Genomic DNA, 26,476 nt, shown 5'->3' on the forward strand with positions numbered 1-26,476 from the left:
GGAGTTCGCCGACGCAAACGACTGCCGAGCTGTCAATCCAGTGAATTTTTCACGTCAGCTTCACGAGCGGCTTCATCCCCCGCGTGAGGAACTCGCACTTTCCTTTTCTACTCTGTAGGATGTATCCGACAAGGCAGCCGCCTTGCGTGGATACTGAATCACCACAGGAAAGCCATGTCAGATCTTTCGGCCGCGAAGGACACCGTCGAGAACGGCGCGACCGGCGCCAGCCCGCCCCGCGGGTGGCTGGCCGCGCGCAAGCTCGCCAGCCGCTTCGCGGACTGGTTCTCGCTGCAGTCGTTCTTCGTCAAATTCGTGCTCGTCGCCGTCGCCGCGATGATCCCCTTGTCGGGCGCCTATTCGTACCGCGTCTATCAGAAGCAGGCGCAGCTGGCCGAGCAGGTGGCGAAGATGGCCGCCAGCGAGCCGGGCGCCGAGGCGCTCTGGACGCTCAACGACAAGTTGCCCGTCGTGTTCGGCACCGGTTCGGTGCTCGGCTTCCTCGAAAACCGACCGGTTGAGCGCATCACGGTGATCTACAAGCCGTTGATGTGGAACATCTCCGAGCGCATCCTCCTCATCGAGTCGCAAGGCCGGCAGTACGCCTACTACCCGAGCGACATGGAGACGAAGATCTTCGCCGACCGGGCCGTCGCCGCGCCCTGGGGCAGCAAGCTCGTGTTCGTGCCACGCTCCGAACTCAGCAAGGCGAGCGTCGCGATGCTCGAGCGGCTGGACGAGCGCTTCGGCAGCGCCCGTCCGCAGTCGGAAAAAGACGGCTGGAAGGCCGGCGTCTCCGGTGTGCTGTCCGCCGCGCTCACGGTGGGCCTGCTGGGCTTCCTCGCCTTCCAGCTCAAGGGCCAGTTCAAGTCGCTCAAGTTCATCGAACCGTCGCAGGTGCAGGGCTCCATCGACGACCTCGTCGGCATGGACGACATCAAGACCGAGGTCGCGCAGATCAAGGACCAGTACGAGCGGCGCGCCGAATACGCGGAATACGGCATCAAGAAGCCGTTCAACGTGATGTTCAGCGGCCCGGCCGGCACCGGCAAGACCAAGCTGGCGAGCTATCTCGCGAAAGAGCTGAACCTGCCGATCCTGTTCCATTCGGCGGCCAATCTCGAGACGGGTTTCGTCGCCGGCGGCTCCAACACGCTCGCCCGCATCGCGTCGCTCGCCAAGCGCCGCAAGCGCTGCATCGTCTTTCTCGACGAGGCGCAAGACCTCTTCATGAAGCGCGGCGGCCACCGCAAGTTCGACGACGACACGCAGAACTCGCTGCTCGCCATCCTCGACGGCGTGCGCACGCGCGCGGACGGCGAGATCATCTGGATCGTGGCGTCCAACTTCAACAGCGAGTCGATGCAGATGGACGAAGCCATGCTGCGCCGCTTCCAGATGAAGGTGGATTTCCGCCTGCCCAACAAGGAAGAGCGCCTTGCCATCGCCGAGCACTACCTGTCGCAGCGCGCGGGCAAGGTGGCGGGCGACCTGGACCTGCGGCACTTCGTCGAGATCACCGAGGGCCGCAGCCCCGCGGACCTCGAGACCATCGTCAACCAGGCGGGCATCACCGCGGTGCAGGCGGGCGACATGATCGATGCCGACACGCTGATGCAGGCCGCCGAGCGGGTGATGGTCGGCAACGTCAACGGCAACACCACGAAGGAGCGCGAGCGCGACCGGCGCATCATCGCGATCCACGAGTGGGGGCACTTCCTGGTCGACTTCGATCTGGAAAGAAAGCGCGCCGAGGGCGACTGGGAGCTGATCCAGTCGGACATGAAGACCATCAAGATCTCGCTGAAGGCGAATCCTCGCAACAACGCGCTCGGCTTCGTCTTCCACAAGCAGGGCGCGAACCTGCTGAAGACCAAGTCGGACATCGAGCACGACGTGCGCGTGCTGCTGGGCGGCATGGCGAACGAGGAGCTGTTCTTCGGCGAAGAGGGCACCACGAACGGCGCGCACAACGACATCACCCGCGTGACCAAGCTCCTGCACCACGCCGTGGCCGAGATGGGCATGTACCGCAAGACGCGCCTGAATTTCGGCGCGCTGCATTCGGACGGCGGCGGCTCGCGCAACGTCGACGAGGAGACCCGCACGATCATGGAGTTGCAGAGCGAGCGGCTCTACGGCGAGACCAAGGCGTTGCTCATGCGCCTGAAGCCCCTGACGGAGCATCTGGCGGGCAAGCTGATGGAAGCGGGGGAGATGAGCCTGAAGGAAGCGCTGGCGGAAATCCGCAGCTTCGAGGCGGCCTGTTTCAGCTTCAACACCAAGGTGGGGTTGAACGGCGCGGCGACGGCCTGAGAGTGCCGGGCATCATTCCCGCCTTCGCGGGAATGACGGCGAGCTGGCTCAGCGGCTGGCCGGAGCCGCCGGTGAGCCGCCTTGCGGCTGCACGCCCAGCCGGCGTGCGATCGTCATCTCGAGCGCGCGGACCTTCGGCGAAATCTGCGCCTTGGTGTCGTTGACCAGCGTGTCGGCCAGCGTCTTCTGCATCTCCGGGCCGAGCGTCTGGAACTTCACATAGACCGGGTTCTCGATGATCTGCGCGATCTGGCGCAGCTCCGCCTCGGTGAACTTCTCGTCGAGCAGCTTGCCCACGGTCGTGGGAGCGATCTTCAGGGCTTGCGCGCGTGCGATGGGCACCGCCTCGTCGGCGTACTTCTTCAGGTCGTTCTGGATTTCCTTGGCCACCGCTTCCTGCTTCTCCGGCGCCACGCGCTGGGGCAGGGCGGCCGCGGCGCGGGCCATGAGTTCCTCGGCAGGTTCCTCGGCGAGCGAGCGCGCCATCTGTTCGATGCCGGGTTGCTGAAGCTTCAGGATCCTGGCGATGAGTTCCTTCTTGGCGGGGGACGAAGCGGTCTGGGCATGAGCCGGTGCGACAGCGAGAAAGGCAGCCGCGAGAGTGGCGGCGAGCATGGTTTTTTGGAGCATCCCGCATTATCCGTCCCGGTGGCGCACAGCGCAGGATGCCGCCTCCTACAAGTGCGACACGGCGTTTCGCACGCGCGCCGGTTGTGGCGTCCTGCGGTGCCTGCGCCGCGCGCGGCCTACTCTGGGTTCATGGCATAGGAGGAAACGAGTCATGAGCGACGAGATCACCACCATCGGCTACGACGAAGCGACCCTGATCCACCTGGAGCCCGCCTGGGAGCGGCGCAACTGGTGCAACTGGCTCGGCTGCAACGAGCAGGAACTCGAGCACGCCGTGACCTATGTCGGTCACGACCCGGACAACGTACGCCGTTTCCTGCGGCAGTCGCGCTGAGGCGTTGACTGTGCAATAAACGGGGCGAACGAGGAGCGGGTACCCAATTGGGGTCTGACCCCAATTGGGTACCCGATTTGATACGCTGCGAGCCATGCGGCTCGTCCTTGCCTCGCTCCTGCTTTGCTGCGCTTCGGTTTCCGCTCAGGCTGCGGAGTGGGTGACCGTCACGCCCGAAGAGGCAGGCATGGATTCGGGGGCGCTGGCGGCGCTCGTCGAGTTCGGCGCCCGGGAGGACATGGACAGCCTCGTCGTCGCTCGACACGGGCGCATCGTCGCGGAGGCGTACTACGCGCCGTTCCGCGCGACGATGAAGCATCGCATCAACTCCGCGACGAAGTCGGTCGTGGGCATGCTCGCCGGCATCGCGGTCTCGCGCGGCGTGCTGCCGCCGGCCGATACGCCCGTGCTGCCGCTGCTCGCGCCGACCGACGTGAAGCTCGATACGCGCAAGTCCTCGATCACGCTGCAGCATCTCCTCGACATGACCTCCGGGCTCGAATGGACGGAGCCGCTCATCGACGGCGCGCCGCGCTCGCTCATCGACATGCAGCGCAGCGGCGACTGGCTCCGGTTCATCCTCGAGCGGCCCGCCGTGCGCCCGCCCGGCCAGACCTTCAACTACAGCAGCGGCAACTCGCACCTCGTCTCCACGTTGATCGCGCGGCGCGCCGGCATGAGTACGCAGGACTTCGCGCGACGGCACCTGTTCGATCCGCTCGGCATCGGCGCCGTGACCTGGCGCGCGGACCCGCAAGGCGTGGCCATCGGCGGCTGGGGGCTCTACATGACGACGCGCGACATGGCGCGACTCGGACAGCTGTACCTGCAGCGCGGCGAGTGGGAGGGCCGCCAGGTCGTTCCGCGCGATTGGGCGCAGAAGGTGTTCCGGCCCACGGTGGTGATGCAGCCGCAGGCCACGCGGCTTTACGCCGATTCATGGTGGGTCATTCCGGAGCTGGGCGCGTACATGATGGTCGGCTTCCAGCGCCAGATGGTGGTGGTGCTGCCTGCCGAGGGCATCGTGGCGGCCGTCACCGGGCGCAGCGCGTATCCGCATGAGGCGCTGGTGCGCCACCTCCTGCGCGCGGTCAAGGCGCCGGAGGCGATCGCCCCCGATGCGGCGGCGCTCGCCGAACTGAGGCGCCGCGTCGAGCTCGCGTCGAGCGACCGCGCCGACGCCTTGCCCGCGCCCGGTCCGCTCGCGACGCAGGTGTCGGGGCGGACTTATCGCATCGCGCCCAATGCGCGCAGTCCGCTCGACCTCCAGGAACTCGTGCTGCACTTGGAAGGCGAAGGCCGCTACGAGCTCACCGTGCGCGGGCGCGACGGCACGGCGCGCAAGGTGGCGCGAACGCTGGGGCTGCAAGGGTGGGTGGAAGCGCCCGACGGCAGCGGCGAGCTGTCGTACAGCCGCGCCGCGTGGGTGCGGCCGGATGCGCTGCTGCTCGTGGCACGCTGGCCGGAAGAGGCGAGGGCGGCGAGCTATCTGCTGACGTTCGAAGGACGCCGGGTCGACATCGCGTACACGCCGCCGTTCGGCCCCGAAGTGCGATTCTCCGGCGAGAGCGACTGAGCGAACGGGCAACCGGGCGGCCCACAAAGGAAAAACCGGCCCGCGGGCCGGTTGCACATCGGACGTGAGGCCCGATTACTTGTTCGAGGCGACCTTGCCTTCTTCGGCCTTCTTCTCGTCGGCCGTCTTCACGTCGATGGACGGGACCTTGACGGTCTCTTCCTGCAGGCCGACCTTCGGAACCAGCACTTCGGCTTCCTTGGTCTTCACCTCCACGCTGGGGGCGGTGACGTCGTACTTCGGAAGCGTGACGTCGCCTTCCTTCGTCTTGCTGACTTCGTACTTCGGCACGGACACGTTGCCCTCTTGCGTCTTCTGAACGTCACAGCCCACGAGGGCCACGGAGGCAGCGGCAACCAGGCCGGCGATGACAGTGATCTTGCGCATTCGTTAACTCCCTTAGATGAAGATTAGGTGAATGAATTGTGGGGTGCGTCCAGCGAGCGGCCTGTCGGACTTCAACCCCATCGGTTGTACGCGGCAGCCGTCCTGCCGCGTACGCGGGGCTCAGCGGCGGGCCACGTCGGCCGGGCGCGACCAGCCTGTTCCGACGAGGAACTCGGCCTGCTGCGCCTCGCCGAACGCGCTCGGCCAGCGCAGGACCGCATTGCCGTTCGCATCCACGTCCAGGCGCGCCGTCGCGGGCGCCGCCTGCGAGGCGCTCACGGCAGGCAGGATGCCGGCCACGACGTCCGGCGCGCTCCAGCCGCTCGCCGCCTCGTACCGGGCATAGCGCAGGCTGTCCACCCGGCCCACGCGATGACGCCATACCGCCATCGCCGTGCCCGCGCCGTCGCCCGCGAGCAGCAGCCCGGAGGCGTCGCCGAACAGATCCTCCAGCACCACGGTGTCGCTCCAGCCCGTGCCACGTGCGTAGCGCGTGGCACGGGGGCGGCCCTCGTGCGTCCAGGCGGCCAGGGCCTCGTCGTCGCCCGCGGGAATCACCACGGCGGCGGCGCCGCGCGGCACGGGAGGCGCCGGAATGTGCGGGCGGTTCGCGTCCGCTCCACGCCCCGCGGATCCCAGCACGGAGGTCTGCGAGGCGGTGTCCGAGCCCGGGCGCGCCGGCGGATTCGCACCGTCCCAATGACGCCATGCGAGGGTCGCGCATGCCACCGCGATGGCCGCGGACGCGACCGCGAGCGTCGCGCGGTGGCCGGTCATGCCTTCTTGCGCGACAGCGTCCTGACGCTCGCGCGCGCGGTGGTGGGCGCCTTGCGAGCGGCGGCCTTTTTCGCGGGGGTTTCGTCGTTGGCGGCGGTTCTTGCCGCACCCGCGGTCCCCGCGGAGCGCCGGGCGGGGGCCTTTTTTGCGGACGGACGTGCATCTTCACGCGCCGGACCCGCGGAAGACGCCGAGCCTTTGCCGCGCAAGCTGCGCTTGAGCAGTTCGGTGAGGTCGATCACTTCGGCGCTGGCCGCGCCCGTCTCCTCGCCCGGCAGCGGCTGCACGGCCTGCAGACCGCCTTCGCGCGACTTGCGCTCCACGAGCGCCATCAGCTTCTCGCGGAACTCGTCGTGGAATAGATCGGGCTGCCAGTCGCCGGCCATCGCATCGACCAGTTGCCCGGCCATCTTGAGTTCCGCCGCGCTCACCTTCACGTCCTCGCCGGGCCAGGGCAGGCCCGCGGTATCACGTACCTCGTCCTCCCAGCGCAGCAGGTTCAGCACCATCCCGTTGCCCTGCGGCACCAGCGCCGCGAGATGCTGCTTGGTGGAGACCACCACCTTGGCGATGCCGGCCTTGCCGGTCTGCCGCAGCGTCTCGCGCAGCAGGGCGAAGGGCTTCTGGCCGCCCCGGCCGGCCGGCGCCACGTAGTACGCCTTGTGCATGTAGAGGGCGGGCACCTGTTCGAGCTCGACGAAGGCCTCGATGTCGATGGTCTGCGTCGACTTCGGCAGCGCCTGTTTGATTTCGTCTGGGGTGAGCACGACGTACTGGTCCTTCTCGACTTCGAAGCCCTTGACGATTTCCTCCTTCGCCATCGACTCGCCGGTGCCCTTGTCGACCTGCTTGTTGCCGACGCGGGTCATCGTCTCCTTGTTGAGGAGGTTGAATTTCATGCGGCTCTCCGCGGTGGCGGAGTGCAGCGTCACGGGGATGTGGACGAGGCCGAAACTGATCGCGCCTTTCCACAGCGTGCGGGTGCTCGACGGTGCCATGGCTTGTGTTCCTTCGGGTGTTGAAGCCAACGGTAGGCACCCTGGCCATGCCCGCGTGTAGGAATGCCGAGACAGCCCATGCAAGTCCATGCGCAGGCCGAGGCGTCATGCGTCTTCCGCGTTTGTCCTACGCCGGTGTCGAATCCGCTTGGCGATAGTCCGCTGCGACAGGGAGAAACAAATGTTGAAAAGCGCAGCCTTCTATGCCTCGGTTCCCGTGCGCGACATCGCGCGCGCCCGCAAGTTCTACGAGGAGACCCTCGAACTCGGGCCGGGGCAGGAGGTCGGTCCGGGCGTGAGTCTGACGTGCGGCAAGGGAACGACCTGCCTCATGTATCCGTCCGCGACGGCCGGCGAGCAACGCGGCAGTTGCGCGTTCTGGCAGGTCGACGATATCGAAGCTGTCGTCGGCTGGCTGCGTACCCGCGATGTGCAGTTCGAGGAATACGACACGCCCGAGATGAAGACGGTGAATGGCGTCTTCAGCGCGGCGGGCAGCCGCACGGCGTGGTTCCGGGACAGCGAGGGGAATCTGATGACGGTGATCCAGGGCCTGGCGCACTGAGCGTTCTCGCGCAGGCCGTCATCCCCGCGAAAGCGGGGATCCAGAGCGCGTGCGAAGTCTCGCGCAGCCTCGCGGCCTGCACGAGCAGGAACAGGCGCGAGCGAATCCGCATCGCGCCGACGCCCTCAGCGGGTTGCGGTCAGTGACCGCCCTTGTGCGGGCGCTTGCCGGGGTTCTTCTTGTTGTTGGTCGCCGTGCCGCGCGCGCGGCTGACCTTCTGGCCCGTGCCTTCGCGGCGGATGCTGTAGCCCTCGGCGATCTGGGGGGCGGGGCTGCGGCGGCGGTCGGCCTCGGTGACGATCTTGTTGCCCATCTGGACGATTTCCTGATACGTGATTGCAATGCTGCCGCGGGTGCTGGTGCTGGGTTCGCGGACGCGAACATGCGGCAGTGTCGAGTCACCGAGCATAACCGGACATGGGGACGGTTTCAGGGACAGCCGGGCAATCCTGACTGAATGCCGCAAAGTCCGCTGGCGCTGGCGGCGGCAGGTGGCACGTGCCTCAGCTGCACGCCATCGTTGAGCCAGCACCCGCCCCCGTCACAGGCGGACACGGTGGGCGGGCGATGGATCGCGATTGGCGGGGGCAGGGTGCGAGGGGGTGCGGCGATGGTGGGCGGAAGGGGCGGAGGGCCTGTCGTGGGCGGCGCAACGACGCTGGGAGCTTGGGACATGCGCCCCGGTCGAGCAGCGGGGGCGGCCGTTCCAAAGCAGGCCAGCGCCGCGCGGCTGCGCATCGTTTCGATCTCGCGGGCGCGTGTTTCGGGCGCGGCGCGGGCGGCGTCAAGCTCATCGATGGCGCGGCCGCAGTCGGGCGATTTGAGCGGATCGGCGGTCTGACCGAAGGCGGACGGGAGGGCCACGAGGGCGAGGATCGCGAGAAGGCGCATGGATCGATTGGAGTCGAAACCGGCCGCGTGGTTCGGCGGCGGCGTCCGACATGGATTGCGGCCCCTTCCGATTAACTTCCATTCATGAGCCGCAACGACACGAGTCCCACGCGCGCGAAGCTCGGAGATTTCCAGACGACGTCCGTGCCCGCGCAACCCGATCACGGCGAAAACAGCGCCAGCGCGATCATCGAGGCGCCGCTGAAGCCGAAGCGCGGCCGCCTGGACGCGCACGATTTCCCCGACGGCGGCGGCAGCGGCGGCGCGGCGGCTTTCAGCCGCAAGCGGCTGAAGAAGCGGCTGCTCGGCGGCGGGGCTCCCGAATCCGGAGCTCGCCGCCATGAAAATCGCCACCTATAACGTCAACGGCATCAAGTCCCGCCTGCCCCACCTCCTGGAGTGGCTGGAGCGCGAGCAGCCCGACGTCGCGTGCCTGCAGGAGCTGAAGGCGCTCGACGAAGGCTTTCCGCGCGCCGCGATCCGCGAGGCCGGCTACGAATCGATCTGGAAGGGCCAGCGCTCCTGGAACGGCGTGGCCATCCTCGCCCGCGGCATGGAGCCGCTCGAGATCCGGCGCGAGCTGCCCGGCGACCCCGACGACGACCAGAGTCGCTACATCGAAGCGGCGGTGGGCGGCATCGTCGTCGCCTGCCTCTACCTGCCCAACGGCAACCCGCAGCCCGGCCCGAAGTTCGATTACAAGCTGAAGTGGTTCGAGCGCCTGAACGCGTATGCGGCCACGCTCTACGGCTGCGGCCACCCCGTCGTCATCGCGGGCGACTACAACGTCGTGCCGACCGACTTCGACATCTACAACCCGCGCTCGTGGAAAAAAGACGCGCTGCTGCAGCCCGAGACGCGCGAGTGCTACGCGCGCCTGCTCGAGCAGGGCTGGGTCGATTCGCTAAGGCACCTGCATCCCGACGAAGCGATCTACACGTTCTGGGATTACTTCCGCCAGCACTGGGACAAGAACTCGGGCCTGCGCATCGACCACCTGCTGCTCAACAAGACGCTGGCGCCCTGCCTGAAATCTGCAGGCGTGGACCGATGGGTGCGCGGGCGGGAGAAGGCGAGCGACCATGCGCCCACATGGATCGAGCTGGACCTGAAGAAGCTGAAGGCAGCCTGACGGATCCGGGCGAGTCAGCCCGCGAATCCACCTTCCGCAAGAAACGCCAGCTCCTCCGCCGTGCTCTCCCGCCCCAGAACCGCATTGCGATGCGGAAACCGCCCGAAGCGCCGCACGATGTCGCGGTGGTGCTGCGCGTAGCGATGCGACTCGCCGCCGAGTGGTTCGGTCAGCTGAACGCATCGGTCCTGGTCGGTCGGCGACTCCGAATGCATGAACGGCAGGTAGAAGAAGTTGCGAAGCTTCTCTTCGGCCTGCATGTCGAAGCCCGCGCGGACGGCGGCATCGGCGATCGCTCGCGCCTTGCGATCCGTCGAGAACATCCGCGGCGTGCCGCGAAAGCAGTTGCGCGGGAACTGATCGAGCAGCAGGCAGAGCGCCAGCGCGCCTTCCGCGGTGGCATTCCAACTGTCGAGCTCGCCGGCCGCGGCGGCCTCGTGCTCGGGAAGAAAACGCGACCGGAACGCATCGTCGAACTCCGCGTCCTTGCGGAACCAGCGTTCGGGTCCGGCATCCCGCCAGAAGGTGACGACGTCGGTGGGGCTCATGCGCGATTCTCGCCTACGTTCCCGATGGTCGGCGACGACGGCGTGGCCGACATGACGGCGTCATCCGCGCAAGGCCGGCCACCGGAGCGACCCGCCAGGAAATAGGACAACGGTGAAACTTTAGAATTGCGGCCGGGTCTCATGAGGCCCGCCCCGCAATGAACGCACCCGTCGACGTCTCCTTCTTCACTCGCGCCGCCAAGCCGCTGACCAGCTACCGCAAGTACTGGGCGCAGCGCTTCGGCCGTGCGCCTTTCCTGCCGATGAGCCGCGCCGAGATGGACGCGCTCGGCTGGGACAGCTGCGACATCGTGCTCGTCACGGGCGATGCCTACGTCGACCACCCCAGCTTCGGCATGGCCGTGATCGGCCGCGTGCTGGAAGCGCAGGGTTTCCGCGTCGGCATCATCGCGCAGCCCGACTGGCACAGCGCCGAGCCGTTCAAGGCACTGGGCAAGCCCAACCTCTTCTGGGGCGTGACCGCGGGGAACATGGATTCCATGATCAACCGCTACACGGCCGACCGCAAGATCCGCAGCGACGACGCCTACACCCCCGGCGACGTCGGCGGCAAGCGCCCCGACCGGGCCGCCATCGTGTACAGCCAGCGCTGCCGCGAGGCGTACAAGGACGTGCCCATCGTGCTGGGCGGCATCGAAGGGTCGTTGCGGCGCATCGCGCACTACGACTACTGGTCGGACAAGGTTCGCCATTCCATCGTGCTCGATGCGAAATGCGACCTGCTGCTCTACGGCAACGCCGAACGCGCCATCGTCGAGATCGCGCACCGGCTCGCCGCGAAAGAGCCGGTGGCGCAGATCACCGACGTGCGCGGCACGGCCTTCGTGCGACGCGACACGCCCGAGGGCTGGACGCAGATCGATTCGACGCAGGTCGATCAGCCGGGGCGCGTGGACGAGATCACCAGTCCGTACATGACGACGAGCGAACAGGCGAAGGCGCAAGGCGCGTCGTGCGCGGCCGAAGAGGGCGGCGAGCCGCCGCAATCCTCGACGCACACGCTCGCCTTCGCGCCCAATCCGCGCCTCAAGCTCAAGCGCGACACGACCGTGATCCGCCTGCCGTCGTACGAGCAGGTGAAGTCGGACCCCGTGCTCTATGCGCATGCCAACCGCGTCCTGCACCTTGAGACCAATCCCGGCAACGCGCGCGCGCTCGTGCAGGCGCATGGCGACCGCGACGTGTGGCTGACGCCGCCGCCCATCCCGCTCACGACGGCGGAGATGGACCACGTGTTCGACCTGCAATACGCCCGCGCGCCGCATCCGTCCTACGGCGACGCGAAGATCCCCGCGTGGGAGATGATCCGCTTCAGCGTGAACATCATGCGCGGCTGCTTCGGCGGCTGTACCTTCTGCTCGATCACCGAGCACGAGGGCCGGATCATCCAGAGCCGCAGCGAAGACTCCATCATCCGCGAGATCGAGGAGATGCGCGACAAGGTCCCCGGCTTCACCGGCATCGTGTCCGACCTCGGCGGCCCTACGGCCAACATGTACCGCATCGGCTGCAGGACGCCGGAGATCGAGGCCGCGTGCCGCAAGCCGAGCTGCGTGTATCCCGGCATCTGCAGCAACCTCAACACCGACCACGGCCCGCTCGTGAAGATCTACCGCCGCGCGCGCGCGCTCAAGGGCGTGAAGAAGATCCTCATCGGTTCGGGCCTGCGCTATGACCTCGCCGTGCAGTCGCCGGAGTACGTGAAGGAGCTCGTGCAGCATCACGTCGGCGGCTATCTCAAGATCGCGCCGGAGCACACGGAGAACGGCCCGCTCACGAAGATGATGAAGCCGGGCATCGGCAGCTACGACAAGTTCAAGGCGATGTTCGAGAAGTTCTCGAAGGAAGCCGGCAAGGAGCAGTACCTCATCCCGTACTTCATCGCCGCGCACCCGGGCACGAGCGACGAGGACATGATGAACCTGGCGCTCTGGCTGAAGCGCAACGGCTTTCGCGCCGACCAGGTGCAGACTTTCTATCCGAGCCCCATGGCCACCGCCACGGCGATGTACCACTCGGGCAAGAATCCGCTGCGCAAGATCGGCCGCGCAAGCGAGCCGGTGGACATCGTCCGCGGTGACCGCCGACGCCGGCTGCACAAGGGCTTCCTGCGCTACCACGACCCCAACAACTGGCCGATGCTGCGCGATGCGCTCAAGGCCATGGGCCGCGCCGACCTGATCGGCAACGGCAAGCACCACCTGGTGCCCACGTTCCAGCCGGTCACCGACGGCAGCTATGCCAGCCCGCGGCGCAAGAATTCGACGCCGAAGAAGGGGACGGTGCTGACGCAGCACACGGGCTTGCCGCCGCGCAAGGGGCGCTAGGGGACCCGGTCGAGAGACATCCGGCCGCCGCCGCCGCGCGCCTTGCCTCCTGCGTCAGAGCGAGCGCTTCAGTCCTCCCTGTGAATGCGAAAGCAACTTCAGCAGCGCATCGCTGTCCATGTCCTGCGGAATTCAGGCGACGCGCGATCTGCCGATGGCGCTCGTCGTCGCGAGCAACGCTGTACCGCCAAAGCACTCCGACGTAACAGCGGCGCATGCGCCTACACATTGCGCGACAGTGATTTACCTAAGCTACGTCCACTGCCTGAACAGTGCTTGCGTTGCAGCACTGGAAGCAATGAAAAGGAGAATCCCATGCTGAACACCACCCTGAAAACCGCCGTCGCGGCGGCGACCGTCCTGCTTGCCACGCAAGCGATGGCCACCATCACCTTCTACGAGCGCGAGAACTTCCGCGGCCGCGCGGTCACGGTGGACAAGCCGATCCGCAACATGGACCGCCAGGGCCTGGGCGACAGCGCCGGCTCGGTCGTCGTGGATCGCGGCCGCTGGGAAGTCTGCGAAATGCCCCGCTTCGAAGGCCGCTGCGCGGTGCTGCGCCGCGGCAGCTACGACAACCTGCGCGGCAGCGGCCTCGCATGGAACATCTCGTCGGTGCGCCCGGCCTCCGAAGGCCGCCGCTATGACCTCGAGCCGCAGGCCATGACCTCGCAGCCCTACGAATATCGCCGCCGCGCCAACGAGCGCACCTACGAGGTGCCGGTCAACTGGTCGCGCGCCGTCGTCACGCAGGGCAACCAGCAACGTTGCTGGGTCGAGCGCCAGGCCGTGGCTGCACCGCAGCAGCAGACCAACCCGGGCGCGGCCATTGCCGGCGCGGTGATCGGCGGCATCCTGGGCCACCAGATCGGCGGCGGCAGCGGCAAGGACGTGGCCACGGCGGCCGGCGTGATCGGCGGCGCGGTCGTCGGCAACAACATGGGCGGCGGCGGCTCGGGCGTCGCGACGCGCGACGTGCAGCGCTGCGCCACCGTGCCGACCAGCGCCACGCCGGCGTACTACGAGGTCAGCTACAACTACCGCGGGCAGGAGCACCGCGTCCAGATGCAGAACGCGCCCGGCGCCACGATTGTCGTGAACGCGCGCGGCGAACCCCGGATGTAATCCGCCGGGGAGGGGGCGGAGCGGCAGGTTCCGCTCCGCACGCGCCATGCGCGCGCGGCCGCGTTTCCAAGGGCATATCCGGGGAACGCGGCGCGCGCGTCTGCGCTACGCTCGCGGGTCGCGAATATCCATCCCCGCAGGAGAAAGACCCCATGAAGTACCCCCGCATCCTCGCCGCGCTCGCGGCCGTCGCCGGCCTCGCATCCGCCGCGGCCGTTCACGCGCAGGCCGCCTGGCCCACCAAGCCCATCGCCCTCGTGGTGCCTTTTGCCGCGGGCGGCCCCACCGATGTCGTCGCACGCACGCTGGGCGCGTCCATGACGAAGTCGCTCGGCCAGACGGTCGTGATCGAGAACAAGCTCGGCGCCGGCGGCACGGTGGCCGCATCGCAGGTCGCGAAGGCCAATCCCGACGGCTACACCTTCTTCATCCATCACAACGGCATGGCGACGTCCACCGCCCTGTACCGCAAGCTGCAGTACAACCCGCTCACCGACTTCGAGTTCGTGAGCCAGGCCGTGGACGTGCCGATGACGCTGCTCGCGCGCAAGGACTTCCCCGCGAAGGACTTCAAGGAATTCCAGGCCTACGTCAAGGCCAACGCCTCGAAGATCAACCTCGCCAACGCCGGCCTGGGCGCGGTGTCGCAGCTGTGCGGCCTGATGCTCGAGCGCGCGCTCGGCGTGAAGCTCACGGCGGTGCCGTTCCAGGGCACGGCGCCCGCCATGAACGCGCTGCTCGGCGGCCAGGTCGACATCCTGTGCGACCAGACCACGCAGACCATTCCGCACATCAAGTCGGGCAACGTGAAGTTCTACGGCGTCACGACGAAGAACCGCATCAAGGCGCTGCCCGATGCCCCCACGCTGCACGAGCAGGGCCTGAAGGACTTCGAGGTTGTCGTGTGGCACGGCATCTATGCGCCCAAGGGCACGCCGAGGCCGATCCTCGACAAGATGAACGCTGCCGTGCGCACGGCGCTGAAGGACCCGGACGTCACGAAGCGCATGGCCGACCTTGGCGCCGAGATCGTGCCCGACAGCAAGCTGACGTCCGAAGGCCTGCAGACCTGGCTGAAGTCGGAGATCGACAAGTGGGGACCGGTCATTCGCGCGGCTGGCGCGTTCGCGGACTGATTCCTTCCTCCTGGACGGCCTTGCAACCGCGCCGGAGAGGGTGCGGTTGCAAGGGTGGTGTCAGCGCCACCCGAGAATTAATTGGCGTCGGAAACACCTGCATAAAAGTGCCGCCGGCCGCCAAGGCCGGTGTCGGCTTTGTCCTACGTCAAGAGGCCTCCCGCTCTGGGATGCTCGACCGGGACCAATCCACCGATCGATGAATCCAGAGTCCGGCTCACCGACGCCACCCGCGTCCATTTCACCTGCGCTTTCCCGCCTTCGCGAAGCGACCTCCCTGCGGCGTCCCCCATCAGACGTTCGATGCGCTCGGCGCCGTTTACGAAGGAGCCCTGCGTGAGCGTGCCGCAGGCTGACCTCGCGCAGTGCGCCGACGAGCCCATTCGTGTCCCGGGCGCGATCCAGCCCCACGGCTGGCTGGTGGTGCTGTCCGCGGACGGCACGCGGCTGCTCGCCTACAGCACGAACTGGAAGAGTGTCGAGGCCGCGCGCGCCGCCGTGAAGGCGGCCGCCATCGACCCCGCATCGCTGCGCGACGGCGAGGCGCCCGCCGGGCTGGGCCGCCTGCAGCTGGAGGGCCGGCGTGTCCATGCATCGGCCCACCGCCTGGGCGAAAAGCTGTTCGTGGAGTTCGAGCCCGACGAGAGCGACACCGGGACGCAGTCGCCCCTGTATTCGCTCGCGCGAAGCTTTCCCCCGGCGATGCAGCGCGTCTCGGGCATCGCGGAGCTGGCGCAGGTCGCCGCGGACGAGATGAAGCGCCTCACCGGCTTCGGCCGCTGCCTCGTCTACCGCTTCGGCGACGAGGGCCACGGCGAGGTGCTCGCCGAGCGCATCGACCCCGGCTACGAGTCGTACGCCGGCCACCACTTTCCGGGGGCCGACGTGCCCGCGCAGGCGCGCGCGCTCTACCGGCTCAATCACATCCGCCTGATCCCCGACGCGAACTACGTGCCGGTGGACCTCGCCTGCTTCGACCCCGGTCTGCGTCCGCGCGACATCGACCTGTCGATGGTGGCGCTGCGCAGCGTGTCGCCCGTCCACCTCGAATACATGCGCAACATGGGCACGCTCGCGTCGATGTCCGTGTCGATCGTGGTGCGGGGCGAGCTGTGGGGACTGATCTCGTGCCACCATCACGAGCCGCGCCACCTCGCGTTCGCCGAGCGCGCGGCGTGCGAGCATCTGGGCCGCCTGCTGTCGATGCAGGTCGGCGCCCTCGAGGACACGGCGGACGTCGCGCGTCGGCTCGAGCTGCGCCGGCTCACGCTGGAGATCGTGTCCCATCTCTCCGACAGCGACGCCTCGCTCAAGCAGATGGTGCGCGAGCCCGCGCCGCTGCTGCGCATCGCCGACGCGACCGGGGCCGCCGTCATGCTGAACGACGAGGTGTGGACCGTCGGGGAGGTGCCGCCCGCCGAACAGTTGCAGGCCATCGCGAACTGGGTCGTGAAACAGGGCGGGCCGGTCGTCCACACGGACCAGCTGCAGAAGGATTGCCCCGGCTGCGATGCCGGGGCCGGCGCCACAGGCGTGCTGGCGCTGTCCATTTCCCAGTTCCACCGCCACCTCGTGATCTGGTTCCGGCCCGAGTTCGTGCGCACCGTGCGCTGGGCCGGCGATCCCACGAAGCAACCGCGCGCGAGCGACGGCCGCATCCATCCGCGGCGCAGCTTCGACAGCTGGATGCAGCGCGTGCGGGGCCGCTCGGCGCCGTGGCAGGCGGCGCAGCTGGCCGCGGCGACCGACCTGCGCCAGGCGCTCATCGGCGTGGTGCTGCGGCGCGCGGAGGAACTCGCCGAAGTCGCCACCGAACTCGGCCGCGTCAACAAGGAACTCGAAGCCTTCTCGTACACGGTCTCGCACGACCTGCGCGCGCCGATGCGCCACATCGCGGGCTATGTCGACCTCGTGATGGACGCCGAGGGCAAGGCGATGGGCGAGCGATCGCAGCGCTACCTGGCGCACGTGAAGGAGGCTGCCGCATTCGCCGGCCATCTCGTCGACGCGCTGCTCGACTTCTCGCGCATGGGACGCGCATCGCTGAAGCGCTCGAAGATCGACACCGAGGGGCTCGTCGACGAACTCGTCGCCGAATGCGCCCGGCAGGAGTCCGGCCGCACGATTGCCTGGACGATCGACAAGCCGCTGCCCGCGCTGTGGGGCGACCCGTTCCTGCTGCAGATCGTGTTGCGCAACCTGCTCGCGAACGCGTGCAAGTACACGCGGCAGCAATCGTCGCCCGCGATCCGCATCTCTTCCGTGCGCCGGCCCGAGGGCGTGGGCGTCGAGATCGCGGACAACGGCGTCGGCTTCCAGATGAAGTACGTCCACAAGCTCTTCGGCGTGTTCCAGCGCCTGCACCAGGCCGACGAGTACGAGGGCACGGGCATCGGCCTGGCCAGCGTGCGCCGCATCGTGGAGCGCCACGGCGGCTCGGTGTGGGCGCAGGGAGAGCCGGGGCAGGGCGCAACGTTCGGATTCGTCCTGCCGGAAGCGCCCGTCGGGAAAGAGGATTGAAGAAGGAAAGCCAGGAATGCTCAAACCGATCCTGCTTGTGGAAGACGATACGCGCGACCTGGAGCTGACGCTCGTCGCGCTCGAACGCAGCCAGCTCGCCAACGAGGTGATCGTCGTGCGCGACGGCGCGCAGGCGCTGGAATATCTGCAGCGCGAGGGCATGTTCGCGGGGCGCGCGCCGGGCAATCCGGCGGTGGTGCTGCTCGACCTCAAGCTGCCGAAGGTCAACGGCCTGGAGGTGCTGCAGTTCGTGCGCGCCGACCCGCTGCTGCGCAGCTTGCCGATCGTCATGCTCACCTCGTCGCAGGAAGAGTCGGACGTGGTGCGCAGCTACGAGCTCGGCGTCAACGCGTACGTGGTGAAGCCGGTCGAGTTCAACCAGTTCGTGCGCGCGATCTCGGACCTCGGCGTGTTCTGGGCCGTTCTCAACGAACCGCCGCCCGGCTCGATGAAGGCGGCGCGCCGCCATGACTGAAGGCGCCATCGAGCGCGAAGTCGAAGAGGCGGCGCTCGAGGTGCTGCTGCTCGAGGATTCGCGCTTCGACGCGGAGCTCCTGCGCGAGAGCCTGCTGGCCGTGTGGCCGAACGCGCGGCTGACGGTGGTGCGTGACGAGACCGGCTTCGCGACGGCGCTTCCCTCGCGGCCGTGGTCGGTCATCCTCTCCGACTACGAGATCCCCGGCTACAGCGGGGAGCAGGCGCTGGCGCACGCGCGCGCGACGCGGCCGGAGATTCCCTTCATCTTCGTCTCGGGCGTCATCGGCGAGGACAACGCGGTGGAGATGCTCAAGCGCGGCGCGACCGACTACGTGAGCAAGGGCCGCCTCGCGCGCCTGCCCGTGGTGCTGCGGCGCGCGCTGCGCGAGGCGCGGGAACGCGCGGCCCTCGGCCGCACGCAAAGCGAGCTGACGACGGCGAACGACGTGTACGACCGCGTGGTCAATGCGCTGCGCAACTATGCGGTGATCCTGCTCGACCCTTCAGGCGCGGTGACCTCCTGGAACCGCGCCGCGCACGACATCTTCGGCTACACACGCGAACAGATGCTGGGCCGCACCGCGCAGGCGATCTTCACGCCCGAGGACCGCGATGCCCGCGTTCTCCAGACCGAGATGCGACTGGCCCTGGAGACCGGCGCCGCCGACGACAACCGCTGGATGATGCGCAGCGACGGCCTCGCGCTGTGGGCCGAGGGCGTGATGGTTCCGCTGTTCGACGCGCAGCATGCGCACAGCGGCTTCTGCAAGGTGTTGCGCGATGCGACCGCGGACTACCGCGACGCGGAAGCGCTGCGTGCGGCGAAGGCGCAGGCCGAGCGGGCCAACGAGGCGAAGGACCGCTTCCTCGCGATCCTCTCGCACGAATTGCGCACGCCGCTCAGCCCGATCTCCACGGCGTCGGTCCTGCTGGAGCGCGTGGTGACGGTGCCCGAGAAGTTCCGGGACCTGCTGCCCATGATCCGGCGAAACGTCGCGCTCGAGGCGCGGCTGATCGACGATCTGCTGGACCTCACCGCCATTTCCGCGGGCAAGGTGTCGCTGAAGCTCGAGCCGGTGGACATGCACAAGCTCGTGGCCGCGGTCGTCGAGATGCTCGAGGAGCCGCTGCGCGACGGCGAACTCCAGCTCGTGCTCGAACTCGACGCCGCCTCGTGCCGCGTCAACGCCGATTCGGCGCGCATGCAGCAGGTGCTGTGGAACCTCGTGCGCAACGCCGTCAAGTTCACGACGGCGGGCGGCACGATCCGCATCCGCACAACGTCGACGCGGCGCGAATTCACGCTGATGGTGCAGGACACGGGCATCGGCATCGACCCCGACGCGATCGGCAGCATCTTCGTCGCCTTCGAGCAGGCGGACCGCGAGGTGACGCGCCGCTTCGGCGGCCTCGGCCTCGGCCTGGCGATCGCGCGCGGACTGGTGGGGCAGCATCAGGGCGAACTCACGGCCCACAGCGAGGGGCGGAACCAGGGCTCGACCTTCACGCTGCAACTGCCGCTGGCGCCCGAGGCGGTGGCCGGAGCGCCGGGAGAAGCGGGGCCGGCCCAGGACGACGAGGACGGCCATGCGCTGCATGTGCTGCTGGTCGAAGACAGCGTGGACGCGGCCGAGACGATGAAGATGCTGCTCGAGGCCTACGGCTGGCGCGTGACGCATGCGGCGACGTGCAGGTCGGCGCTCGAACTGGGCCGCGACGGCGGGTTCGACGTCGTGCTCACCGACCTGGGCCTGCCGGACGGCAGCGGCATCGACGTCGGCCGCGAGCTGAGCGCGCGCTACCCCGTGGTGGCGCTCAGCGGCTATGGCGCCGCGCCGGACCTGCGCAGCTCGGCGATGGCGGGCTTCGCGGATCACCTCGTGAAGCCCGCGGAGCCGCAGGCGGTCCACAAGGCGCTGGAACGCGCGATCGCGCGGCGGACGGCGACGTAGACGCTACAGCGGCAGGCCCACGTAGTTCTCCGCCAGCACCGTCGACGCCGCCTTCGAGTTCACCAGGTATTCCAGCTCGGCCTCCTGCAGCCGCTGCCCGATCTCGCCGCTGTCGGGCAAGCGGTGCATCAGCTGCGTGAACCACCACGAGAAGCGCTCGGCCTTCCACACCCGCGCCAGCGTCTTCGCGGAGTAGTGGTCGATGCCCGCCTCGCTCTTCTCCTCGTAGAACTCGGCGAAGGCGCGCGAGAGGTACTTCACGTCGGACGCCGCGAGGTTGAGTCCCTTCGCGCCCGTGGGCGGCACAATGTGCGCGGCATCGCCGGCGAGGAAGAGGCGGCCGAAGCGCATCGGCTCCGCGACGAAGCTGCGCAGCGGCGCGATGCTCTTCTCGATGGACGGCCCGGTGACCAGGCGTTCGCGCGCCTCGGGGTCGAGACGCAGGCGCAGTTCGTTCCAGAACGCCTCGTCGGACCATGCCTCGATCTTGTCCGCGAGCGGCACCTGGAGGTAGTAGCGGCTGCGCGTCATGCTGCGCATGGAGCACAGCGCGAACCCGCGTTCGGTGTTGGCGTAGATCAGTTCGTCCGAGACCGGCCGCACCTCGGCCAGCAGGCCGAGCCAGCCGAAGGGATAGACCTTCTCGAATTCGCGCACCGCGCCCTTCGGCACGCTCGCGCGGCTCACGCCGTGGAAGCCGTCGCAGCCGGCGATGAAGTCGCATTCGATCGTGTGTTCGGCCCCGTCCTTGCGGTAGCGCACCATCGGCTTCGACGTGTCGAAATCGTGCAGCGTCGCGGTCTCGCCCACCTCGTAGATCGTCGGCAGGCCCGCGGCCCGGCGCGCATCCATGAGGTCGTGGGTGACCTCGGTCTGCCCGTACACCATGACCGTCTTGCCGCCCGTCAGCGCCGGGAAATCGATGCGGTGGCGCGCGCCCTTGAAGAGCAGCTCGATGCCTTCGTGGACCAGCCCTTCCCGGTGCATGCGCGCGCCGATGCCCAGTTCGTCCAGCAGGTCGATCGACACCTGCTCCAGCACGCCCGCCCGCACCCGGCCCAGCACGTAGTCCGCGCTTTGCCGCTCGACGATGACGTTGGCGATGCCCGCCTTGTGCAGCAACTGGCCGAGCAGGAGGCCCGAGGGGCCGGCGCCGACGATCACGACCTGGGTTTTCATTGAACTGCGTCTCCTGCCGGGAAGGATAGGAGGCGGCGGGGAAGGGCGCCAGCCCGTCCAGGGGACCGTGTGCGATCATCGCCGCAGTTGCGCGATCATCGCGCAACTGCAAAGTGAAAAGGCTGCCATCGTGTCCATCGCCCACGCCGATTACATCGCCGGAATCGCCAAGGGCCTTGCGGTGCTCGAGAGCTTCGACACTGCACGGCAGCGCCTGAACGCCACGCTCGCCGCGCAGCGCGCCGGCCTGACGCGCGCGGCGGCCAGGCGGCATCTTCTGACGCTGGCGCATCTCGGCTATCTGGAAACCGACGGAAGCTGGTTCTGGCTCTCGCCGAAGGTATTGCGCTTCTCTGGCAGCTACCTCGCATCGGCCCGGCTCCCGCGGGCCGTGCAGCCCACCCTGAACCGGCTCGCCGCGCAGGCGGGCGAGGCGTTCTCGGTCGTCGTGCGCGACGGCGACGAGGTCGTGATCGTGGCGCGCAGCGGACACACGCGCCTGCTCGCCTACGGCCTGCACCTGGGCGCTCGCCTGCCCGCGCATGCGACCTCGACCGGCCGCGTGCTGCTCGCCGCGATGGGCAAGGCCGCCTTCACGCACTGGATGAAGGGGCGCGAACTCGCCCGACTCACGAGCCACACGCTCACCGATCCCAAGAAGTTCCGCGCGCTCATCGACGAGGTGCGCAGCCGCGACTACGCCGTCGCGCGCGACGAACACGAACTCGGCGTGCATGCGCTCGCCGTGCCGCTGCGCGACATGCGAGGGCACGTGGTCGCGGCGATCAATGTCGTGGCCGCGCCTGAACGGCTGGGCAGCGAAACGACTCAGAAAGACCTAATTTCCCTGCTGATGGATGCCGCGAGAGAGCTGCGCCCGCTCTTGTGAGGGTTCCTTAGAAGGGATTGAGGATAAATAAACAACGATATATTCGTTTGGGTTTTAAAGCGGCGAACCCACAATTTGTCCATGAGCAAATTCAAGATTTTTCTAGCCACTCTCGCGCTGACTGTCGGCGGAGCAGCCTCGGCGCAGCAGACGCTGCTGAACGTGTCGTACGACGTCGCGCGCGAGTTCTACAAGGACATCAATGCCGCCTTCGTGCCCTGGTACAAGAAGACGGCAGGCAAGGACGTGAAGCTCGAGCAGTCGCATGCGGGCTCCAGCGCGCAGGCGCGCGCGGTGGTCGACGGACTCGATGCCGACGTGGTGACCATGAACACGACGACCGACGTCGAATTCCTCGCCGAAAAGGGCGTCGTGGCGGCGGACTGGAACAAGCGCTTCCCCGAGAACGCGGCGCCGACGACGTCGACCATGCTGTTCCTCACGCGCAACGGCAACCCCAAGGGCATCAAGGACTGGGACGACCTGGTCAAGCCGGGCGTTCAGGTGGTGGTCGTGAACCCCAAGACCGGCGGCAACGGCCGCTACGCCTATCTCGCCGCCTGGAGCTACGTGCGCAAGAAGGGTGGCACCGATGCGCAGGCCGCCGAGTTCGTGTCCAAGCTGTACAAGAACGTCCCGGTGCTGGCGCGCGGCGGCCGCGACGCGACCACGGCATTCCTGCAGCGCAATATCGGCGATGCGCTCATCACCTTCGAGTCCGAAGTCGAGTCGGTCAACCGTGAATTCGGCGCGAACAAGGTCGACGTGGTGTATCCCTCGATCAGCGTGATCGCCGAGAACCCGGTCGCGGTCGTCGAGCGGACCGTGGCCAAGAAGGGTACGGCCGAGGTCGCCAAGGCCTACCTGAACTTCCTCTACACCGAGGAAGCGCAGGAGATCGCCGCCAAGCACTACATCCGACCGCGCAACGCCAACGTGCTCAAGAAGAACGCGGCGAAGTTCAAGCCGCTGACCCTGGTGCCCGTGTCGGAGTACTTCGGTTCGCTGTCGCAGGCGCAGAAGGTCCACTTCAACGACGGCGGCCAGTTCGACAAGATCTATACGGTGAAGTAAGACCATGTCGGCAGGCGCAAGCCTCGCGGCCCCTTTACCCGGGGCCGCTTCTACTTCGAGGGGCGGCAGCAAGAAGGTGCTGCCCGGCTTCAACCTCACGCTCGGGTACTCGCTGCTGTACCTGTGCCTGATCGTCCTGATTCCGCTCTCGGCGCTCGTGCTCAAGACGTTCACGATGTCGTGGGACCAGTTCTGGATGGCGGTCACGTCGCCGCGCGTGCTGGCGTCGTACAAGCTCACCTTCGGCGCGTCCTTCGTCGCCGCGGCGGTCAACGTCGTCTTCGGCCTGCTGCTGGCGTGGGTGCTGGTGCGCTACACCTTCCCCGGCAAGCGCATCGTCGACGCGCTGGTCGACCTGCCGTTCGCGTTGCCGACGGCGGTGGCCGGCATCTCGCTCACCGCGCTCCTCGCGGGCAACGGCTGGATCGGGCAGTACCTGGAGCCGATGGGCATCAAGCTCGCGTTCAACCCCAACGGCGTCGTCATCGCGCTCATCTTCATCGGCCTGCCGTTCGTGGTGCGCACGGTGCAGCCGGTGCTCGAGGAGTCGGAGCGCGAACTCGAGGAGGCGGCGATGAGCCTCGGCGCGACGCGCATGCAAACCTTCATGAAGGTGATCCTGCCCTCGATCACGCCGGCGCTCCTGACCGGCTTCGCGATGGCCTTCGCCCGCGCGATCGGCGAGTACGGCTCCGTCATCTTCATCGCCGGCAACATGCCGATGGTGTCCGAGATCACGCCGCTCATCATCATCGGCAAGCTGGAGCAGTACGACTATGCCGGTGCGACGGCCGTGGCCGTGGTGATGCTGATCTTCTCCTTCATCCTGCTGCTGGTCATCAATGCGCTGCAGGCCTGGCAGCGCAAGCGGGCGGGGGGCACATGAGCAATCTCGCGCAAAGGCGCATCAGCACGACGGAAGCGCCGTGGGTGCGCAACACGCTGATCGGGATCGCGCTGGTCTTCGTGCTGCTGTTCCTCGTGCTGCCGCTTGCCGCCGTGTTCACCGAGGCGCTGCGCAAGGGCTTCGGCGCCTACCTCGAAGGCCTGAAGGAGCCCGATGCCTGGGCCGCGATCCGGCTCACGCTGATCACCGCTGCCATCGCGGTGCCGCTGAACCTCGTGTTCGGCGTCGCGGCGGCTTGGTGCATCGCCAAGTACGAGTTCCGCGGCAAGGCCTTCCTCACCACGCTGGTCGACCTCCCGTTCTCGGTGTCGCCTGTCGTCGCTGGCCTGATCTACGTGCTGGTCTTCGGCGCGCAGGGCTGGTTCGGCCCGTGGCTCGCGGCGCACGACATCAAGATCGTGTTCGCCGTGCCGGGCATCGTGCTCGCGACCATCTTCGTCACCTTTCCCTTCATCGCGCGCGAGCTCATTCCGCTCATGCAGGCGCAGGGCAACGAGGAGGAGCAGGCCGCGATCGTGCTGGGAGCGACCGGCTGGCAGACCTTCTGGTACGTCACGCTGCCCAACATCAAGTGGGGCCTGATCTACGGCGTGATCCTGTGCAATGCGCGGGCCATGGGCGAGTTCGGCGCGGTGTCGGTCGTGTCCGGCCACATCCGCGGCCAGACCAACACCATGCCGCTGCACGTGGAAATCCTCTACAACGAATACCAGTCGGTCGCGGCGTTCGCGGTCGCCTCGCTGCTGGCGCTGCTCGCGCTGGTGACGCTGGCGATCAAGTCGGCGGCCGAGTGGAAGCACGAGCGCGAGATGAGGGCCGCGGCGGAATTGCCGCCGGAGCGGCCGATGGCGCAGGAGAAACTTGCATGAGCATAGAAGTACGCAACGTCAGCAAAAGGTTCGGGGATTTCCATGCGTTGAGGGACGTTTCCCTGGACATCGCGGGGGGCGAACTCCTCGCGCTGCTGGGTCCGTCGGGCTGCGGCAAGACGACGCTCCTGCGCATCATCGCGGGCCTGGAGACGGCCGACACCGGCAGCATCCTGTTCGCGGGCGAGGACGCGACCGACGTCCACGTGCGCGAGCGCCAGGTCGGATTCGTGTTCCAGCACTACGCGCTGTTCCGGCACATGACGGTGTTCGAGAACGTGGCCTTCGGCCTGCGCATGAAGCCGCGCGCGACGCGGCCGAGCGACGCACAGATCAAGCAGAAGGTTCACGACCTGCTGAACCTCGTGCAGCTCGACTGGCTCGCCGACCGCTTCCCGTCGCAGCTCTCCGGCGGCCAGCGCCAGCGCATTGCCCTGGCGCGCGCGCTCGCGGTGGAGCCCAAGGTGCTGCTGCTCGACGAGCCCTTCGGCGCGCTCGATGCCAAGGTCCGCAAGGAGCTCAGGCGCTGGCTGCGCCGCCTGCACGACGACCTGCACGTCACCAGCATCTTCGTCACGCACGACCAGGAGGAGGCGCTCGAGGTCGCCGACCGCGTGGTGCTGATGAACGCGGGCCGGGTGGAGCAGGTGGGCTCGCCCCAGGAGGTCTGGGACCATCCCGCGAGCCCCTTCGTCTACGGTTTCCTCGGCGACGTGAACCTGTTCCACGGGCGGGCGCACGAGGGCGAGGTGCATATCGACGGCCTGCAGATCGACTCGCCCGAGCACGCCGATGCGCAGAACGCCAAGGCCTTCGCGTACGTGCGGCCGCACGACCTCGACGTCCAGCGTTATTCGCCCGGCGCCACCGGGATCGTGGTGCAGTTGCAGCGCGCGATCGTGGTGGGCCCGATAGCTCGACTGGAACTTATTCCGAAGGACGGCAACCAACCCATCGACAAGGGCAACCCAGAGTCCCTGATCGAAGCGCAGATTCCGTCGCAGCACTTCAAGGAGCTCGGGTTCAGGGAGGGTGATACGCTCGTGGTGACACCCCGTCGCGCCCGCGTATTTGTGGAAAATTGACCCACCCCCGAAGCGCCTGACGGCGCTTCCCCCTCAAGGGGGCGCCACCTGCGGCCCGGCGAAGCCGGTTCCGCGGTCGCTCTGGAAAATGCAGGAAGGTCCATGGTATTGAACTGGTTCGACAACGCGCCCCGGCGCGTTCTGGCGTTCGTCGCCCTCGCATGCGTGGGCATGCTGGCGTTCGGGCTGTACCTGCAGCACGTCGTGGGGCTCGAGCCTTGCCCGATGTGCATCGTGCAGCGCTATGCGCTGATCCTCGTCGGGGTGGCCGCGGCCATCGGGGCCGCGCTGAAGTCGCGGGGCGCCTTGCTTGCGACGAGCGGCCTGATCGTCCTGTTCTCCGGTTTCGGCGCCTTCGTCGCGGCGCGCCAGAGCTGGCTGCAGTGGTATCCGCCCGAGGTCGCGTCGTGCGGCCGCGACTTCTACGGGATGATCGAGACGTTTCCGCTCAAGCGCGCGATTCCCATGATCTTCCGCGGCAGCGGCGACTGCACGAAGATCGACTGGACCTTCCTGGGCGGCTCCATCGCCAACTGGTCGTTCCTGTGCTTCTGCTTCTTCGCGCTGGTCGGCCTCGTCCTCATCGCGCGGCATCTCGGCCGCTCGCGTCCGTCGCCTTCGTCGCCGGCCTACTCGATGCGCGGGTAACCTGCGCTCGCAGGCCTCGTTTCGCGTTCTTGGCGCCGGATATCAAAGTTCTCGGCGCGAAACGCGGTTCCCCTTCGGCGCGTACAGAGCCCCCGCGAGTTCGGCAGGCGACT

25 protein-coding genes are annotated in these 26,476 nt (G+C 67.7%); 18 read left to right on the forward strand and 7 right to left on the reverse strand.

The genetic code is table 11. The features are described from left to right. Window positions 1-174: 174 nt before the first annotated feature. Window positions 175-2,316 carry an AAA family ATPase gene (locus AB7E83_RS13300; protein ID WP_428570168.1) on the forward strand — a complete coding sequence of 714 codons (2,142 nt, stop codon included), beginning with the start codon at window positions 175-177 and terminating at the stop codon, window positions 2,314-2,316. A gap of 48 nt (window positions 2,317-2,364) precedes the next feature. Here AB7E83_RS13300 and AB7E83_RS13305 read toward each other — a convergent pair whose 3' ends face one another. Then, a complete protein-coding gene (locus tag AB7E83_RS13305) occupies window positions 2,365-2,946 on the reverse strand; it encodes a hypothetical protein (protein ID WP_428570169.1) in 582 nt (193 codons plus the stop codon). A gap of 151 nt (window positions 2,947-3,097) precedes the next feature. Between AB7E83_RS13305 and AB7E83_RS13310 the strand changes: the two genes are divergently transcribed. Both AB7E83_RS13310 and AB7E83_RS13315 read left to right on the forward strand, forming a co-directional pair. After that, window positions 3,098-3,280 carry a DUF3606 domain-containing protein gene (locus AB7E83_RS13310; protein ID WP_428570171.1) on the forward strand — a complete coding sequence of 61 codons (183 nt, stop codon included), beginning with the start codon at window positions 3,098-3,100 and terminating at the stop codon, window positions 3,278-3,280. Window positions 3,281-3,374: 94 nt separating this feature from the next. Beyond that, complete coding sequence (locus AB7E83_RS13315; protein WP_428570173.1) at window positions 3,375-4,856, forward strand: serine hydrolase domain-containing protein; 1,482 nt, start codon at window positions 3,375-3,377, stop codon at window positions 4,854-4,856. A gap of 75 nt (window positions 4,857-4,931) precedes the next feature. Here the strand turns inward: AB7E83_RS13315 and AB7E83_RS13320 are convergent, their stop codons facing one another. The 3 genes from AB7E83_RS13320 to AB7E83_RS13330 all read right to left on the reverse strand — a co-directional run bounded on the left by AB7E83_RS13320 (window position 4,932) and on the right by AB7E83_RS13330 (window position 7,018). Next, entirely contained in the window at window positions 4,932-5,243 is a 312-nt protein-coding gene (locus tag AB7E83_RS13320) for a hypothetical protein (RefSeq protein WP_428570174.1), read from the reverse strand. A 120-nt stretch (window positions 5,244-5,363) separates the two neighbouring features. Then, complete coding sequence (locus AB7E83_RS13325; protein ID WP_428570176.1) at window positions 5,364-6,020, reverse strand: hypothetical protein; 657 nt, start codon at window positions 6,018-6,020, stop codon at window positions 5,364-5,366. Further along, window positions 6,017-7,018, reverse strand: coding sequence for a Ku protein (locus AB7E83_RS13330; RefSeq protein ID WP_428570178.1), 1,002 nt, complete (start codon window positions 7,016-7,018; stop codon window positions 6,017-6,019). The genes AB7E83_RS13325 and AB7E83_RS13330 overlap by 4 nt, the downstream gene beginning before the upstream one ends. Window positions 7,019-7,199: 181 nt before the next feature. On the opposite strand from AB7E83_RS13330, the gene AB7E83_RS13335 reads away from it, so the two are divergent. Further along, window positions 7,200-7,583, forward strand: a complete 384-nt coding sequence (locus AB7E83_RS13335) for a VOC family protein (RefSeq protein WP_428570180.1) — start codon at window positions 7,200-7,202, stop codon at window positions 7,581-7,583. A gap of 139 nt (window positions 7,584-7,722) precedes the next feature. On the opposite strand, the gene AB7E83_RS13340 is transcribed toward AB7E83_RS13335, so the two are convergent. After that, on the reverse strand, window positions 7,723-7,896 hold the full coding sequence (locus AB7E83_RS13340; RefSeq protein WP_428570182.1) for a hypothetical protein: 174 nt from the start codon (window positions 7,894-7,896) through the stop codon (window positions 7,723-7,725). A 662-nt stretch (window positions 7,897-8,558) separates the two neighbouring features. On the opposite strand from AB7E83_RS13340, the gene AB7E83_RS13345 reads away from it, so the two are divergent. Together AB7E83_RS13345 and xth are read left to right on the forward strand one after the other, a co-directional pair. After that, window positions 8,559-8,834 carry a hypothetical protein gene (locus tag AB7E83_RS13345; protein WP_428570183.1) on the forward strand — a complete coding sequence of 92 codons (276 nt, stop codon included), beginning with the start codon at window positions 8,559-8,561 and terminating at the stop codon, window positions 8,832-8,834. Next, window positions 8,815-9,606, forward strand: coding sequence for an exodeoxyribonuclease III (gene xth, locus AB7E83_RS13350; protein ID WP_428570184.1), 792 nt, complete (start codon window positions 8,815-8,817; stop codon window positions 9,604-9,606). The genes AB7E83_RS13345 and xth overlap by 20 nt, the downstream gene beginning before the upstream one ends. 14 nt (window positions 9,607-9,620) lie before the next feature. Here xth and AB7E83_RS13355 read toward each other — a convergent pair whose 3' ends face one another. After that, window positions 9,621-10,154, reverse strand: a complete 534-nt coding sequence (locus AB7E83_RS13355; protein ID WP_428570186.1) for a DUF924 family protein — start codon at window positions 10,152-10,154, stop codon at window positions 9,621-9,623. A 158-nt stretch (window positions 10,155-10,312) separates the two neighbouring features. Between AB7E83_RS13355 and AB7E83_RS13360 the strand changes: the two genes are divergently transcribed. The 6 genes from AB7E83_RS13360 (at window position 10,313) to AB7E83_RS13385 (ending at window position 19,712) form a co-directional block, all read left to right on the forward strand. After that, window positions 10,313-12,502: a YgiQ family radical SAM protein gene (locus tag AB7E83_RS13360; protein WP_428570188.1), complete on the forward strand. Its 2,190-nt coding sequence runs from the start codon at window positions 10,313-10,315 to the stop codon at window positions 12,500-12,502. Window positions 12,503-12,817: 315 nt separating this feature from the next. Next, window positions 12,818-13,627, forward strand: coding sequence for a beta/gamma crystallin-related protein (locus AB7E83_RS13365; RefSeq protein ID WP_428570190.1), 810 nt, complete (start codon window positions 12,818-12,820; stop codon window positions 13,625-13,627). A gap of 152 nt (window positions 13,628-13,779) precedes the next feature. Beyond that, window positions 13,780-14,763 (forward strand): tripartite tricarboxylate transporter substrate-binding protein, encoded by a 984-nt coding sequence (locus AB7E83_RS13370; protein WP_428570192.1) that lies wholly within the window; start codon window positions 13,780-13,782, stop codon window positions 14,761-14,763. 336 nt (window positions 14,764-15,099) lie between these two features. Beyond that, window positions 15,100-17,283, forward strand: a complete 2,184-nt coding sequence (locus AB7E83_RS13375; protein WP_428570193.1) for an ATP-binding protein — start codon at window positions 15,100-15,102, stop codon at window positions 17,281-17,283. Between the two features lie 16 nt (window positions 17,284-17,299). Next, window positions 17,300-17,758, forward strand: a complete 459-nt coding sequence (locus AB7E83_RS13380; protein ID WP_428570195.1) for a response regulator — start codon at window positions 17,300-17,302, stop codon at window positions 17,756-17,758. Further along, complete coding sequence (locus AB7E83_RS13385; protein WP_428570197.1) at window positions 17,751-19,712, forward strand: response regulator; 1,962 nt, start codon at window positions 17,751-17,753, stop codon at window positions 19,710-19,712. The genes AB7E83_RS13380 and AB7E83_RS13385 overlap by 8 nt, the downstream gene beginning before the upstream one ends. Before the next feature lie 3 nt (window positions 19,713-19,715). Here the strand turns inward: AB7E83_RS13385 and pobA are convergent, their stop codons facing one another. Then, on the reverse strand, window positions 19,716-20,891 hold the full coding sequence (gene pobA, locus AB7E83_RS13390) for a 4-hydroxybenzoate 3-monooxygenase (RefSeq protein ID WP_428570199.1): 1,176 nt from the start codon (window positions 20,889-20,891) through the stop codon (window positions 19,716-19,718). A gap of 130 nt (window positions 20,892-21,021) precedes the next feature. Here pobA and AB7E83_RS13395 point away from each other — a divergent pair, with 130 nt between their 5' ends. The 6 genes from AB7E83_RS13395 to AB7E83_RS13420 all read left to right on the forward strand — a co-directional run bounded on the left by AB7E83_RS13395 (window position 21,022) and on the right by AB7E83_RS13420 (window position 26,363). Then, window positions 21,022-21,780 carry an IclR family transcriptional regulator domain-containing protein gene (locus AB7E83_RS13395; RefSeq protein ID WP_428570201.1) on the forward strand — a complete coding sequence of 253 codons (759 nt, stop codon included), beginning with the start codon at window positions 21,022-21,024 and terminating at the stop codon, window positions 21,778-21,780. An 81-nt stretch (window positions 21,781-21,861) separates the two neighbouring features. Continuing rightward, window positions 21,862-22,854 (forward strand): sulfate ABC transporter substrate-binding protein, encoded by a 993-nt coding sequence (locus AB7E83_RS13400; RefSeq protein ID WP_428570202.1) that lies wholly within the window; start codon window positions 21,862-21,864, stop codon window positions 22,852-22,854. Window positions 22,855-22,858: 4 nt separating this feature from the next. Next, complete coding sequence (gene cysT / locus AB7E83_RS13405; protein WP_428570204.1) at window positions 22,859-23,740, forward strand: sulfate ABC transporter permease subunit CysT; 882 nt, start codon at window positions 22,859-22,861, stop codon at window positions 23,738-23,740. Then, the gene (gene cysW, locus AB7E83_RS13410) at window positions 23,737-24,630 is read left to right on the forward strand and encodes a sulfate ABC transporter permease subunit CysW (RefSeq protein WP_428570206.1); all 894 of its coding nucleotides are present in this window, start codon (window positions 23,737-23,739) and stop codon (window positions 24,628-24,630) included. Before cysT ends, cysW begins: the two co-directional genes overlap by 4 nt. Further along, window positions 24,627-25,715, forward strand: a complete 1,089-nt coding sequence (locus AB7E83_RS13415) for a sulfate/molybdate ABC transporter ATP-binding protein (RefSeq protein WP_428570208.1) — start codon at window positions 24,627-24,629, stop codon at window positions 25,713-25,715. The genes cysW and AB7E83_RS13415 overlap by 4 nt, the downstream gene beginning before the upstream one ends. Window positions 25,716-25,817: 102 nt before the next feature. Further along, a complete protein-coding gene (locus tag AB7E83_RS13420; protein WP_428570210.1) occupies window positions 25,818-26,363 on the forward strand; it encodes a disulfide bond formation protein B in 546 nt (181 codons plus the stop codon). Window positions 26,364-26,476: the final 113 nt, after the last annotated feature.

Origin of the sequence: Ramlibacter sp. (assembly GCF_050250995.1) — a bacterium.
GTDB lineage: Bacteria > Pseudomonadota > Gammaproteobacteria > Burkholderiales > Burkholderiaceae_C > Ramlibacter.